This is a genomic window from Neobacillus sp. SuZ13, from assembly GCF_030123365.1.
Classification (GTDB): Bacteria; Bacillota; Bacilli; order Bacillales; family Cytobacillaceae; genus Neobacillus.
Window position 1 is genome coordinate 4,733,293 of sequence record NZ_CP126107.1, and the last position, 14,329, is coordinate 4,747,621.

At 38.9% G+C, this 14,329-nt stretch carries 12 protein-coding genes; 4 read left to right on the plus strand and 8 right to left on the minus strand.

Annotated elements, in window-relative coordinates; all coding sequences use genetic code 11:
- Nucleotides 1-196: 196 nt before the first annotated feature.
- Complete coding sequence (acsA, locus tag QNH17_RS23395; protein WP_283875444.1) at nt 197-1,915, minus strand: acetate--CoA ligase; 1,719 nt, start codon at nt 1,913-1,915, stop codon at nt 197-199.
- Between the two features lie 223 nt (nt 1,916-2,138).
- Here acsA and QNH17_RS23400 point away from each other — a divergent pair, with 223 nt between their 5' ends.
- From QNH17_RS23400 to QNH17_RS23410, 3 genes are read left to right on the plus strand one after another with little or no spacing between them, the layout of a single operon-like run.
- Nucleotides 2,139-2,771 (plus strand): GNAT family N-acetyltransferase, encoded by a 633-nt coding sequence (locus tag QNH17_RS23400; RefSeq protein WP_283875446.1) that lies wholly within the window; start codon nt 2,139-2,141, stop codon nt 2,769-2,771.
- A gap of 46 nt (nt 2,772-2,817) precedes the next feature.
- Nucleotides 2,818-3,465, plus strand: a complete 648-nt coding sequence (locus QNH17_RS23405) for an acetoin utilization AcuB family protein (RefSeq protein WP_283875449.1) — start codon at nt 2,818-2,820, stop codon at nt 3,463-3,465.
- A complete protein-coding gene (locus QNH17_RS23410) occupies nt 3,462-4,634 on the plus strand; it encodes an acetoin utilization protein AcuC (RefSeq protein WP_283875451.1) in 1,173 nt (390 codons plus the stop codon). The genes QNH17_RS23405 and QNH17_RS23410 overlap by 4 nt, the downstream gene beginning before the upstream one ends.
- Nucleotides 4,635-4,674: 40 nt before the next feature.
- Here QNH17_RS23410 and ccpA read toward each other — a convergent pair whose 3' ends face one another.
- From ccpA to QNH17_RS23435, 5 genes are all read right to left on the minus strand, one after another.
- On the minus strand, nt 4,675-5,673 hold the full coding sequence (gene ccpA / locus QNH17_RS23415) for a catabolite control protein A (protein ID WP_283875453.1): 999 nt from the start codon (nt 5,671-5,673) through the stop codon (nt 4,675-4,677).
- A 245-nt stretch (nt 5,674-5,918) separates the two neighbouring features.
- Nucleotides 5,919-6,998 carry a bifunctional 3-deoxy-7-phosphoheptulonate synthase/chorismate mutase gene (locus QNH17_RS23420; RefSeq protein WP_283875455.1) on the minus strand — a complete coding sequence of 360 codons (1,080 nt, stop codon included), beginning with the start codon at nt 6,996-6,998 and terminating at the stop codon, nt 5,919-5,921.
- 253 nt (nt 6,999-7,251) lie between these two features.
- A complete protein-coding gene (ytxJ, locus tag QNH17_RS23425; RefSeq protein WP_283875457.1) occupies nt 7,252-7,584 on the minus strand; it encodes a bacillithiol system redox-active protein YtxJ in 333 nt (110 codons plus the stop codon).
- A 92-nt stretch (nt 7,585-7,676) separates the two neighbouring features.
- Nucleotides 7,677-8,171 carry a YtxH domain-containing protein gene (locus tag QNH17_RS23430; RefSeq protein WP_283875459.1) on the minus strand — a complete coding sequence of 165 codons (495 nt, stop codon included), beginning with the start codon at nt 8,169-8,171 and terminating at the stop codon, nt 7,677-7,679.
- Nucleotides 8,172-8,193: 22 nt separating this feature from the next.
- Complete coding sequence (locus QNH17_RS23435; RefSeq protein ID WP_283875461.1) at nt 8,194-8,655, minus strand: DUF948 domain-containing protein; 462 nt, start codon at nt 8,653-8,655, stop codon at nt 8,194-8,196.
- A gap of 224 nt (nt 8,656-8,879) precedes the next feature.
- On the opposite strand from QNH17_RS23435, the gene QNH17_RS23440 reads away from it, so the two are divergent.
- Nucleotides 8,880-9,995 (plus strand): aminopeptidase, encoded by a 1,116-nt coding sequence (locus tag QNH17_RS23440; RefSeq protein WP_283875463.1) that lies wholly within the window; start codon nt 8,880-8,882, stop codon nt 9,993-9,995.
- Nucleotides 9,996-10,226: 231 nt separating this feature from the next.
- Here the strand turns inward: QNH17_RS23440 and murC are convergent, their stop codons facing one another.
- Both murC and QNH17_RS23450 read right to left on the minus strand, forming a co-directional pair.
- Entirely contained in the window at nt 10,227-11,528 is a 1,302-nt protein-coding gene (gene murC / locus QNH17_RS23445; protein ID WP_283875465.1) for a UDP-N-acetylmuramate--L-alanine ligase, read from the minus strand.
- 230 nt (nt 11,529-11,758) lie between these two features.
- The gene (locus QNH17_RS23450) at nt 11,759-14,194 is read right to left on the minus strand and encodes a DNA translocase FtsK (RefSeq protein WP_283875467.1); all 2,436 of its coding nucleotides are present in this window, start codon (nt 14,192-14,194) and stop codon (nt 11,759-11,761) included.
- Between the last annotated feature and the right edge of the window lie 135 nt (nt 14,195-14,329).

Below are 14,329 nucleotides of genomic sequence, written 5' to 3' on the forward strand. Positions count from 1 at the left end.
TTTCACAACTTTATCGGCCACTTTAACTTTTTATCGGCCGCTTTTGATTTTTATCTGCCACTTTGACCATCTTATCGGCCACTTCCTCTTTCCCTCCTCCCCAAAAGACTCAACACTCTCCTAAATAAACACGAAAAAGCCAGGCCGTATAGCCTGGCTTTTTCGTGTTTATTTTCCTTAATAAAAAATGATCCTTTTAATCTTCCATCGTAGAAAGGTCACCAGTTGGAAGGTTTAGTTCCCATGCCTTTAGTACCCGTCTCATGATCTTACCGCTTCTTGTTTTCGGCAGTTTATCACGGAAATCGATTTCACGTGGAGCTGCGTGGGCGGCCAGTCCTTTTTTGACAAATTGGCGGATTTCTTCTTTTAGTTCATCCGTTGCCGAGTACCCGTCCCTCAGTGCAATGAATGCCTTAATGATTTCCCCGCGGACAGGGTCTGGTTTCCCTATGACACCTGCTTCAGCAACAGCAGGATGCTCGACAAGTTTGCTTTCTACTTCAAACGGCCCGACTCGCTCTCCTGAAGTCATAATGACATCATCCACACGTCCTTGGAACCAGAAATAGCCATCTTCGTCCATGTACGCTGAATCGCCTGAGACATACCAGTCACCTGGCATAAAGTAAGATTCATACTTTTCAGGATTATTCCAAATCGTATGCATCATGGAAGGCCAGCCTTTTTTAATCGCTAGGTTCCCCATTCGATATGGAGGCAGCTCGATTCCTTGATTATCAACAATCGCTGCTTGTACCCCTGGAATTGGTTTACCCATGGAGCCAGGCTTAATCTCCATACAAGGATAATTAGTAATCAGCTGTGCACCAGTTTCTGTCATCCACCAACTATCATGAATGCGCTTATTGAATACCTTTACCCCCCATTTAACTACCTCTGGGTTTAAAGGCTCTCCAACACTTAGGACGTGACGGAGGCTGCTTAGGTTAAATTTCTTAACTAACTCATCACCTGCACCCATTAACATCCGGAACGCCGTTGGTGCACTATACCAAACTGTTACCCCGAAGTCTTCAATCATTTGATACCAAGATTCCGGACTAAAGCGCCCGCCTACAATCACATTCGATGTTCCTGTTAACCATGGCCCGAAGATACCGTAAGAGGTACCTGTTACCCAGCCTGGGTCTGCTGTACACCAGTATACGTCGTCTTCTTTTAAATCGAGCACCCATTTTGTTGTTTGATAATGCTGAAGCATGGCATTATGTACATGCAGTACGCCTTTTGGTTTCCCAGTTGACCCAGATGTATAATGCAGGATGAGACCATCGGTCCTGTCAACCCATTCAATTTGAAGCTCTTTACTTGCAGATTCAAATTTTTTCAGAAAGTCAATATATGGTCCTTGCTCATCTACATTGCTGCCAATAAGGAAAATAGTTTTTAGTGCTGGCAGCTCTTGAACAGGTACACGTTCCAACAGTTCAGGCGTGGTAACTAAAACTTTCGCCTCACTGTCTTGCAAACGGTCCCTGACAGCCCCTTCCATGAATGCCTCAAATAAAGGACCAACAATCGCACCAAGTTTAATGGCACCCAATACTGTAAAATAAAGTTCAGGAGAGCGCGGCATAAAAATAAAGACACGGTCGCCTTTATCGACATCACCGAATGTTTTTAACACGTTGCCCGCTTTGTTTGATAATTCTTTCATTTCCTTAAAAGTATACTTTTCATTTCTAGATCCATCTCGATAATATAGAGCTACTTTATTTTTCCGGAAGGTTTTCGCGTGACGGTCGATGGCCTCGTAAGCCATGTTGACAAGACCAGTTTCGCTCCATGTAAACTCCTTTTCCGTTTCCTTCCAATCAAAGTCCCTATACTTTTCTTGATAATTTACTAGATTATGATCCCCTTGTACGACTGGTAACGCTTCCACTTTCATTTAATCTCCCCCTTTGACCTTATTTTAAAATTACTATAGTACAAATATATACTATTCGCAATTTTTTAAAAAGTAAATTATATACATTTTTTATTTTTACTTACTAAATGCCTAGAAAATATTATTCTTATCTTACAGAAAATTTTGTGAAGTTACTTATCATTGATAGATTTTATGTATAATAGAATTAATATGGATTGATTTTCCCAAGGTAGGTGACCGTATGGAACACAAAAAGACATACAATGCCAAACAATTAAAAACACCTCATGGTTCTATAATCGTTGAAGGACCTATTACTGCAGATAAACTAGCAAGCTTCGATTTCCATGAAGACCTTATTGCCTTCCGCCAGCCCAGGCAGCAGCATCAGGCCTTAATTGGAATAGCAAACCTTCCAGAAGGCAGAATTATTATTGCCAGACATCTAAATACCATTGTGGGTTATGTAACCTTTCTATACCCTGATCCGCTTGAACGATGGTCAGAGGGCAAAATTGAAAATTTAATCGAATTAGGTGCAATCGAAGTCATTCCAAAATATAGAGGCTGTTCTGTTGGTAAAAATCTTCTTATTGTCGGCATGATGGATGATGCGATGGAAGATTACCTCATCATCACGACTGAGTACTATTGGCACTGGGATTTAAAAGGTACCAATCTGAATGTGTGGGAGTACCGAAAGATCATGGAAAAGATGATGAATGCGGGTGGTCTTGAATGGTATGCAACCGATGATCCTGAAATTTGCTCACACCCAGCCAACTGTCTCATGGCTCGGATGGGGAAAAGACTCGATCGAGAAACCATCCAAAAATTTGACCGCCTCAGATTTATGAACCGGTTTATGTACTAACTTAATCTTTGTTCATGATAAATGATTAAGCTAAGGAGGATGTCCAATGATAATAGAACAAATCATGAAAACAGATGTCGCCACACTTCTTCCGACAGATACAATTGCGGATGCCATTCAATTAATGGAGTCAAGAAAAATACGCCATATCCCTATTATCAACCATGAAAAACATTTAGTCGGCCTTGTCACAGTGGCAAAAATCCATGAAGCAACACCGTCAATTTTCCATGCGAATGAGCATCCAGAAGATATGAAAAAACCACTTAACGCAATTATGGAGCCAAACGTTATTACCGGGCATCCCTTAGATTTTGTTGAAGAAGTAGCTGGCCTTTTTTATGAGCATAAAATCAGTTGTCTTCCCATCATAAATAACCGAGAATTGGTTGGAATCGTGACAGAAACAGATTTACTTCGGACAATGGTGGAATTAACAGGTGCCCATCAGCCAGGTTCTCAAATTGAGATAAAAGTCCCGAATCTTGCCGGTAAACTTAGTGAAATAACCACTGTGATTAAGAATCGGAAAGCAAATATTCTGAGTGTCCTCGTTTATCCTGATAGGCTGGATGATCAGTACAAAATACTTGTGATTAGATTACAGACAATGAATCCCACTGTGTTGATTCAAGACCTCAAACAGGCAGGTTTTCATGTGCTTTGGCCTAATCTTCCGGGGATTTCAATATGAGTGATAAGTGTTCCTTCGTTTTTTCAGATGAGCTGCTGAAATATAAATTCAGCAATCACCATCCTTTTGACCAATTCCGGCTTAAATTAACAGTGGACTTATTAGAAAAGTTGAATGCGCTTCATTTAGAAAATGTCATCCCGCCAAGAATAGCCTCTGATGAAGAGTTAGCCTTAATTCACGATCGGAGTTACATAGAAGCAGTCAAAAAGGCAGGCAATGGTCAATTGTCTCAAGATATAGCAGAAAACTATGGTCTCGGTACAGAAGATACCCCTATATTCCCTAACATGCATGAAGCGAGCGCCCTGCTTGTTGGGGGGACACTAACAGCTGTCGATCAAGTTATGACGGGAAAGGCCCAGCATGCTCTCCATTTAGGCGGTGGATTACATCACGGATTCAGGGGAAAAGCGTCAGGATTTTGCGTATATAATGATAGTTCAGTCGCCATCAAATATTTACAGGAAAAATATAATGCTCGTGTTTTATACGTGGACACAGATGCTCATCATGGAGACGGGGTTCAATGGTCCTTCTACGATGATCCAAAGGTATGCACACTGTCCATTCATGAGACAGGAAGATATCTATTCCCTGGCACAGGCAATGTGAACGAACGGGGACAAGGCATGGGCTATGGTTATTCATTTAACATACCCGTTGATGCTTTTACCGAAGATGAATCTTGGCTTTACGCCTATACACATGCACTTAGAGAAGTAGCTGATTTTTTTAGACCCGATGTGATTCTTACCCAAAACGGTGCAGATTCTCATTATTTGGACCCACTAACACATCTTTCTTCAACCATGAAAACCTATCGTGAAATACCTAGACTAGCCCATGAAATCGCCCATCAATATTGTAATGGTAAATGGATTGCTGTTGGCGGCGGCGGTTATGATATCTGGCGGGTGGTGCCGAGAGCGTGGGCTCTCATTTGGCTTGAGATGACTGAAAACTCAAACTGTTATGGCAGCTTACCACAGGAATGGCTAGATGCTTGGCAAAAAGAATCCCCTGTAGGATTACCAAAGGAATGGGACGATACAGAAAATTTATATACCCCCATCCCAAGAAAAGCAGAGATTACCGAAAAGAATTTATTAACTCTTGAAAAAGCACTCTACCCGATTCGAAGCCAGCAAAAAAGTGAATCCATATAAAAAGATGGGTTGACCTAATTTGGTCAACCCATCTTACCAATTATTTTGTTGATCGACGGTGTTCAATCCGGTGTGGAAGAACCACAATTTGGTCTGACACCTTTTCTTTGTTCATCAATTTGGTTAATAGACGCATCGCAACCGCACCAATATCGTATAACGGCTGAACAATGGTTGTTAATTGCGGACGCACCATTAGTGACAACCTTGTATTATCAGATGTGATTACCTCAAAATCCTCTGGGATTTTATATCCTTTGTCCTCTGCACCGTGGACAACTCCAAGAGCCATTTCATCAGATCCAACCAAGATCGCCGTAGGTCTAGCAGAGACTTCCAGAAGTCTTTCGATTGCTTCAATCCCAGAGTCGTAAGTATAATCTCCTTCCACAATAAGTTCTTCATTATAAGCAATACCAGATTCCTGTAATGCCCTTTGATACCCTCTCAATTTCTTGATTGTATTCTTAGGTTCATGAAGTGGACCCACCACAAAGGCAATATTCTTATGACCTTTTTCGATAAATTCCTTGATGGAATCATATACTGCTTCCTCATAATCAATATTCACGGAAGGGATCGTGTTCGATTCTTCAATCGAACCCGCAAGCACAATCGGTACAGGTGATTTTTCAAATTCTTCGACATGGTCTGCAGTAATATTGCCACCCATGAATACTAGCCCGTCCACTTGTTTGCCAAGCATTGTATTGAGCAAATGTAATTCCTTATCTTTGTTTTGGTCTGAATTACTTAAAATGATGTTGTACTTATACATCGTTGCAATATCTTCAATCCCGCGAGCTAATTCTGCAAAAAAGATATTTGAGATATCAGGAATTATGACCCCGACAGTTGTTGTTTTTTTACTAGCCAATCCTCTTGCCACAGCATTAGGACGATATCCTAGTCTTTCAATTACTTCTAACACTTTTTTCCTTGTTACTGGTTTAACATTCGGATTTCCGTTTACTACACGGGAAACCGTAGCCATCGAAACATTTGCTTCTCTTGCGACATCATAAATTGTAATATTCACCTAAAATACACTCTCCTAGAACGATCATCGTTTTCATTATTTTACAACAGGTTGTATAAACTTAATCATTTGTTTTTTGTTTTTGTTTGTGAGAACGTAAACAATCTTTAATATGTATTTAATCATACGATAAGAAGGGAAAAGCCGCAATTACATTTGTCAACATTTTTTGCATAATTACTAAATATTATTAAAAAAACCTCCTGCAATGAAAAGCAGAAGGTTTAAATCATCTTTACTTCCAATTAAATCCGAACATAATTGGATGCAAGCAGTTCGTTATAAAATTTATCAAACTGATTAAGGTCCATTTGCTGCTTTTGATCGGAAAGCGCTACAGCTGGATCTGGATGTACCTCAGCCATCACACCATCTGCACCAATTGCAATAGCAGCTTTCGCACATGGTAATAACAGGTCTCTTCTACCAGTAGAATGTGTTACGTCAACCATGACAGGTAAATGTGTTTCTTGCTTTAAAATTGGTACCGCTGAAATATCAAGAGTGTTTCTTGTGGCGCGTTCGTAAGTTCTTATGCCTCGTTCACAAAGAATGATTTGGCTATTCCCCTGTGATGCAATGTACTCGGCTGCATTAATAAATTCTTCAATTGTTGCCGCAATCCCTCTTTTTAACAATACAGGTTTATTTACAGAACCTGCCGCTTTTAACAATTCAAAGTTCTGCATATTACGTGCCCCAATTTGAATGACATCGATATAATCAATCGCCATTTCAATATCAACAGGGTTGACAATTTCACTGATTACTGCCATATCGAATTCTTTAGCTACACGTTTTAGGATTTTTAAGCCTTCTACCCCCAACCCTTGGAAATCGTAAGGAGAAGTTCTTGGTTTATAAGCTCCGCCACGAAGAAGCTTTAAGCCTTTTTCTTGCATGGATTTCGCCACAGTTGCCACTTGTTCATAGGATTCAACTGCACACGGACCGAATACGAAGTGTGGCTTTCCATCGCCAATATTTTCACCTTTTAATGGAACAATGGTATCTTCAGGCTGTCTTTTTCTAGAGACAAGCAACGCCTTACTATGGTCATCCTGTTGGAGGTCAAGACCTGCTTTAAAAATCTCTTTAAAAATATGATCAATCGTCGAATTTTCAAAAGGACCATCATTATGCTCTTTTATTTTATCTAGCATCTTTCTTTCACGCACTGGGTCGTAACGGTATACACCTTGGTTTTCTTTCACCCGGCCAATATCTGAAACAAGCTGTGCTCTCTCATTAATTAACCTTAACAATTCTAAGTTTAGCTCATCAACCCGTGCCCTCAATTGTTCTAATTCGATTTTTTTGCCCATCCTTCGTCCCCGCCTTTTCTTTTGCTAAACAGATCACCTTTTGAAAAAGTTCTGATTGCATATATGTTCTTTTGTGAAAAGCTAAACGTGTAAACTCAAATATTTACATTTTTATAATTAGGCTTATTATATCGGATATGTTTTTATTTGTCACTAATTTTTTCTTTAATGATTAAACGCTTTTAAGCGCTAAAGTATTTTATGTGATACTAAAAGGAAATCAGCTTGTCCATTAACGAAAACCTAAATAGAATTATTGATTTTCACCAACTGCACCTGTTAAGGAACGGCTTGTAATTTTCCAGTGGGATGCATTCCATAATGGCTCCCCATTTGAAAACAGGATCGTTTGCGGCGATTCATGTTTGATTTGGAATTTTTCTGCCACTTCATTAGATAGTGGACGGGAATCCTGAACGGCTAGGAAATAAGTAGGTACAGACTGATTTTCATTTGCAAACTTTTCATATTCCTTGTAAGCCGCATGACTAATTGGACATGTTAAACTGTGCTTTAAAAGAAAAAACTTACTCTCCTTTTTTAATACTTCATCAAATTGTTCTACGGTATCAATTTTTTCTAACATGTGTACATTCCTCCAAAAATGAAATAAACGGTGAAGTAATTTTATCACTCCACCGTTTCTATCACAAATAAACTGATTCAACTCATCAATTTTTAAAGTTTAACCTTATTTTCTTCCTCTTCTAATGCCTTTTCTGCTTCTTCAATTTTTCTTCTTATTTCAGTGCTGTTTAGGGTTCCAATTTCGATGGATTTCTTTGCTTTACTTTTTTCTTTTAAGGGCTGAATGGGAATATAGGTTGATTCTGATTCGTCTACCTGTTCGCTCTGATTTGTTATTTTTCCTTTTACCTTATCCAATAGTCCAGTAGATTGCAGGACAATCCCTTGGGACAGGGAGGAACTTTTAGAGACTAATTCATTACTCTTGCTAATTACATTATCTCTTATTGTCGATGTCTTACCGATAATGGAACCAGCTTGGTTACTAAACCTATTCCGAAGATCTTTTCCCGATTTGGGAGCCAGAAAAAGTGCAGTAGCAGCACCAACTACTCCTCCGATAATTGCACCAAGTAGAAAACTATTGGATGACTCTTCATTTCGAGCTTGATTCGTCTCTCTTGAATCAAAATCCCTATTTGACATCTTCAAATTCCTCCTCTATTTTCTAGTGTGATCTAACCTTCTTACCCTGATTTAAGCTAATCTCATTTTTTTCTTGCTTTCTTGCCTGCCACTTATCCTTTAATTCCAGAATGACATTACTCCATTGCACAATTTGCGAAATTTTTTCTTTGCTTTCCTCAACCTGGGTATCCACTGATTTTGTAATATTTTTTAGTGTTCCATTAAATTTAGTGACTGTTGTACCTACGTCTTTGACGGCATCAACAACACTTGTTAAACTTTCAGTTTTCTCTTTGAGCTCATCAGCTAATGCGTTTGTTTTTTGTAAAAGTATGGTCGTTTCAGCTGTTACGCCATCTAACTGTTTTTCTAATCCAGCTAATGTTTTTGAAACACTTGTAAGTGTAACTTGAAATGATTTGAGTGTTGTCGATAAAAAGATGACAAGCACAAAAAATGCGATTGCTATCAAGGCTACGCTTAAGTATAAAATTATTTGCATCGTGCACCTCCGCCTAAATCCTATCAATATGTATATCCCATCACGGATAGATATAAACCTCGCTAATTATCTTATACTACTTCCATATTTTTGTCCTCTTTTCCTGCTGTTTCTTTTAAAAAGTTTCAACAACATGGTCACAAATGTTTTATTTTTCAACTTTAAGGCTTGATTCGGTTACAATATGTGAGTAAGGATATAATTTTTTGTTGGAGGCGTAAAAAATGAAAGATCCTCGTATTGAGAAACTAGCAAAAAACTTAATTAATTATTCGGTCCAGCTTCAAAAAGGAGAAAAGGTTTTAATCGAGAACTTTGGGCTGCAGCGTGAGCTTGTGACCGCCCTCGTAAAGGAAGCCTATTTAGCCGGGGGGTACCCTTTTGTGCTGTTAAAGGACCATCAGGTAGACCGCTCACTCTTATTCGGTGCACAAGAAGAGCAATTTAACATGATGGCCGAGTTCGAAGCAAATGTAATGAGTAAAATGGATGCATACATAGGTCTTCGTTCCGGTGATAACATCAGTGAACAATCTGATGTCCCGGATGATAAAATGAAAATCCATGGCAATACGATTGGTAAAAAAGTTCATCGCGACATTCGTGTTCCAAAGACAAAATGGGTTGTCCTTCGCTACCCAACCTCTTCTATGGCTCAATTAGCTAAAATGAGTACAGAGGCATTTGAAGACTTTTATTTTGATGTTTGTAACCTCAATTACGGAAAAATGGATAAAGCAATGGATAGTTTGAAAGAGCTAATGGATCGAACAGACAAAGTTCGAATCACAGGTCCAGGAACAGACCTTTCCTTTTCCATTAAGGATATACCGGCCATAAAATGTGCCGGACGATTAAATATTCCTGACGGTGAGGTTTATACGGCTCCTGTACGCGACTCAGTCAATGGCGTAATTACGTATAACACTCCTTCACCATACCAAGGGTTTACGTTTGAAAATGTGAAATTAACCTTCAAAGAAGGGAAGATTGTTGAAGCGGAATCAAATGATTCTAGCCGGATTAATAAAATCTTCGATACCGATGAAGGTGCACGTTATATTGGAGAATTTGCCATTGGCGTTAATCCGTTCATCCTTAATCCAATGCAAGATATCTTGTTCGATGAAAAAATTGCTGGCAGCTTCCATTTTACACCTGGACAATGTTATGATGATGCCTTTAATGGCAACCATTCCAATATCCATTGGGATATGGTTAACATTCAGCGGCCGGAGTATGGCGGTGGAGAAATCTATTTTGACGATGTTCTAATTCGAAAAGATGGACTATTTGTTCTTCCAGAGTTAGATGTTTTAAATCCGGAAAACTTAAAATAAAGGCTGTGTTATACGTTAATGTTGATTTTGGCACTCTGTTGATTGGAGTGGAAGGCACGAAGACTCCTGCGGGAGTACGGGGCAGGGGAGACCCCACAGGAGCAAAGCGACGAGGAGGCTCCCCGGCACGCCCGCGAACCGCTTGTGCCTGGAACGGAAACCAACAGCCAAGTTTAACACAGCCAAAATAAAAAGAAAGGATGCCAACTACTTGCTGGCATCCTTTCTTTATTATTTCGCTACCTGTTTTTCGTAGGATTCCTGGAATTTTTGAATATCTCCAGCACCCATAAAAATAATAACGCTATTGTCATAGTCATTTAATACTGAAGTATGTTCTTCTGTAATGACTTCGGAACCTTCAATTCTTGCCTGAAGATCCTTGATTGTTAGTTTTCCATGATTTTCACGAGCAGACCCAAAAATCTCACATAAATAGGCTTTATCTGCTTCTCTTAAACTTTTGGCAAAGTCTTCAAGGAACGCTTGAGTCCGTGAAAAGGTATGTGGTTGGAAAACAGCCACAATTTTACGGTCAGGATATTTTTGCTTTGCCGCATCAATCGTTGCTTTAATTTCAGTCGGATGATGGGCATAATCATCGATTAATATTTGGGAACCGATTCTTTTTTCTGAAAATCTTCTCTTTACACCCTGGAAAGTAATTAATTGGTCCTTGACTGCTTCCACACTAATTTCTTCATAATGACATAGACCAATAACGGCAAGTGCGTTTAATACGCTATGATCGCCGAAGGTTGGAATGGTGAATGTGTCATAGAATGTATTACGAATGAAGACATCAAAAGTCGTTCCAGTAGTTGTCTTCACAAGGTTTTTTGCTTGATAGTCATTTTCATCGCCAAAACCATAAAACAAGACGGGAACCTTTGCCTGAATTTTCTGAAGCTGTTCATCATCACCATAAGCAAATATGCCTTTTTTCACTTGAATCGCCATCTCTTGAAACGCTGAAAAGACATCATCAATATTTGCAAAATAATCAGGATGATCAAAATCAATATTCGTCATAATCGCATAGTCAGGAAAGTAGGATAAGAAGTGCCTTCTGTATTCACAAGCTTCAAATACGAAATATTCTGAGCCCTCTTTTCCTTTACCTGTCCCATCACCAATTAAAAATGATGTTGGCTTAGCTCCTTCAATCACATGGGCAAGTAAGCCTGTTGTAGAAGTCTTTCCGTGCGCACCAGTAACTGCTACACTAGTAAAGTTTTGCATAAAGTCACCTAAAAACCGATGGTAACGAACAATAGGAAGCCCAAGTTTCATCGCCTCTTGAATTTCCTCATGTGTATCTGGAAAAGCATTTCCTGCAATAATCGTCATTCCTGGCTTGATATTCTCCTTTTGGAAAGGAAGAATGGTAATCCCTGATTGCTCAAGGGCCAGTTGTGTAAAAAAGCGCTTTTCGACATCGGAGCCTTGCACCTTAAATTTCATATCATGCAGAACTTGTGCGAGTGCACTCATCCCAGACCCCTTTATACCGACAAAATGGTAAATAGTCATAGAAGAACCTCCAACAACGTCTATCTGTAAAACAGTATATGACATCTGTCTGTATTTGCTAACAAGAAAACAGAGGACTATTGTACACTATAACTTCAATAACCTCTAAAAACATATTTAATAATTATATCATTAATCAGCCCGAAAAACTATTTGCAAACAAATTCTTTAGATTCTGACTAGTTATTCACTATATATTATTTATCCTTGTAATGAAAGAATACTCTCAATTAATTATTTGCATTAGCCTCTAGAATGGATTCTAAATCTGCCTGGGTAATTAATACTTCACGCGCTTTGCTTCCATTTGCACTAGTAATATAGCCACTAGTCTCAAGCATATCCATCAATCTTGCCGCACGATTATAGCCTATTTTAAAACGCCTTTGCAGACTTGATGTTGATGCTCCGCCCTGGTCAATGATAAATTCACATGCCTCATAAAAAAGTTCATCTTCTGTTTCCGTTACTTGAGCTTTTTTTAATAATTCTTCTTGCTCAAACAAGTAATCCGGTTCGCGCTGCTCCCTTACATGACCTACAACCAGATCAATTTCTTCATCCGAGACAAACGTTCCTTGCAAACGGACAGGTTTAGATGAACCATTTTCTAAAAATAACATATCACCGCGGCCAAGTAACTTTTCTGCCCCGCTAATATCAATGATTGTACGTGAATCCACCTGAGAAGAAACAGAAAAGGCAATTCGCGTAGGAATATTGGCTTTAATTAAGCCCGTGATTACATCAACAGATGGTCTTTGTGTGGCGACAATTAAATGAATCCCACATGCTCTTGCCTTTTGAGCGATTCGACAAATAGCTTCTTCCACATCTGCTGGGGACATCATCATTAAATCGGCTAACTCATCGATAATAATAACAATAAATGGAAGTTTATCTGCATATTGTTTATGCTTTATTGCCAGTTCATTAAAGCGATTAATGTCACGAACACCGGTATGAGCAAACAATTCGTATCGTCTTTCCATTTCTTCAACCGCCCATTTTAATGCAGCTGTTGCCGCCTTAACATCCGTTATAACAGGACTGACAAGATGTGGAATACGGTTATATGGTGCGAGTTCGACCATTTTTGGGTCAATTAATAATAGCTTTAAGTCTTCAGGGCTGGCTTTAAAAAGCAAGCTAACTAAAATAGTGTTAATGCAGACACTCTTCCCTGATCCTGTCGCACCAGCAATCAAACCATGCGGCATTTTCTTCAAGTCTGTGACAATCGGCTTTCCGGCAATATCCAGGCCAAGCACGGCTGTTAAGGGAGAGGTAGATTCTTTGAATGTACTGCTTTGAATAATTTCGTTAATGAATACAGGACGTGACTTTTGGTTTGGTACTTCAATCCCAATCGTATGCTTTCCTGGTATTGGAGCTTCCATCCTGATGTCTCTTGCGGCAAGACTTAACTTAATATCATCAGTTAGGTTGGTAATTTTGTTTACTTTGACCCCTGGCTCCGGTTGAACTTCAAAACGAGTAACCGCAGGACCTTGTGTTACATTAACAACACTGGCGCCGACATTAAAGTTTTGTAAGGTTTCGTTTAAAATTTCTTCTTGCTCTAATAACCATTTTGTATCATTCCCTACTGTCACAGGAGGGTTTAGCAAACTAGATGTTGGGAACACATAATGACCATCATCTGGTTCATCCTGGGTGATCTCTTCTATTCTTGGGAATAGATCGATCACTTGGTTATTCTGTTCCGACTGAACATTTTCTTGTGTCTGCATAACTTGTGCTTCCACTGTCCTATTTCTCTTCCGCTCTTCCCATTTTTGTTTATCTTGTTTTAACATCATCACATTAAATGGCAAATGGGAACGCTTTGGTACTGTGGGTTCAGGTATAGTTTCTGGTTCTGAAACGATCATAGGTTCTGAAATGATCTCTGGTTCTGAAACGAACTCTGGTTCTGATAAGGAATCTAGTTCTAAAATTGGCTCTGGTTCTAATGTAGTCTTGAATTCTGGTAAATCCTCTACCACATCATTTGTTGCTGCTATTAATTCTTTTACCGCTTCAAATGAGTCTTTATCCTGTAGTTCCATGAATTCTTTCTGAATCGTTTCTCCATGTGTTGTTTCCACATCGATGATATCCATTTCAATTTCTGATTGTTTAATGATTTCTACTTCAGTTGTCATCCTTTCTGAAGGAGTTAGACTTTCAATCAGATTTTTTTCATCCTCTTCTAGAAAGTGGCTTAATTCATGCTCGACAATTATCTTCGTATTCTTTGGCCGATTAAACCCAAAAACGGGAGAAGGAATTTCTGTCGGTTGGAAGGGACCGCTCTTCTTACTAGTTGGTTCTTTTTTTAGTTTAGGCGGTTCCTGTTTAACCATTTTAACTTCTGGTTTTTCCCTAATAATTCTCTGATCAGGTTCTGGCAGCGAATTTTTTCTTTTTTGTCGTAATGTTTGTTCTTTTGGCTTAGGTGTTTCCTTAAGTTTTGGCGGATGAAAAGGATGATTACTGCCTTTTGGGTATTGATAGGACACCTTTGTCTCTAAATCCTTTACACTTTCATTTTTGTTTAGAAACGGCAGTCCTTCTGGTTTATGTATTATGTAACCTTCAAATTCATCATCATCATCATCTTCTTTTCTTAATTTTTGAAATAGGTTTTGGAACCAGCTCAAAACTATCACTCTTTCTACTAACTACTTTAAATCTATCACTTTATTTTATCAGTTTTTTAGATTTTTTCGACATAATTCTTTTAAATGAGGCAAAATACACTCTGACAATTGATTAATGAAAAAAGATCACTGTGA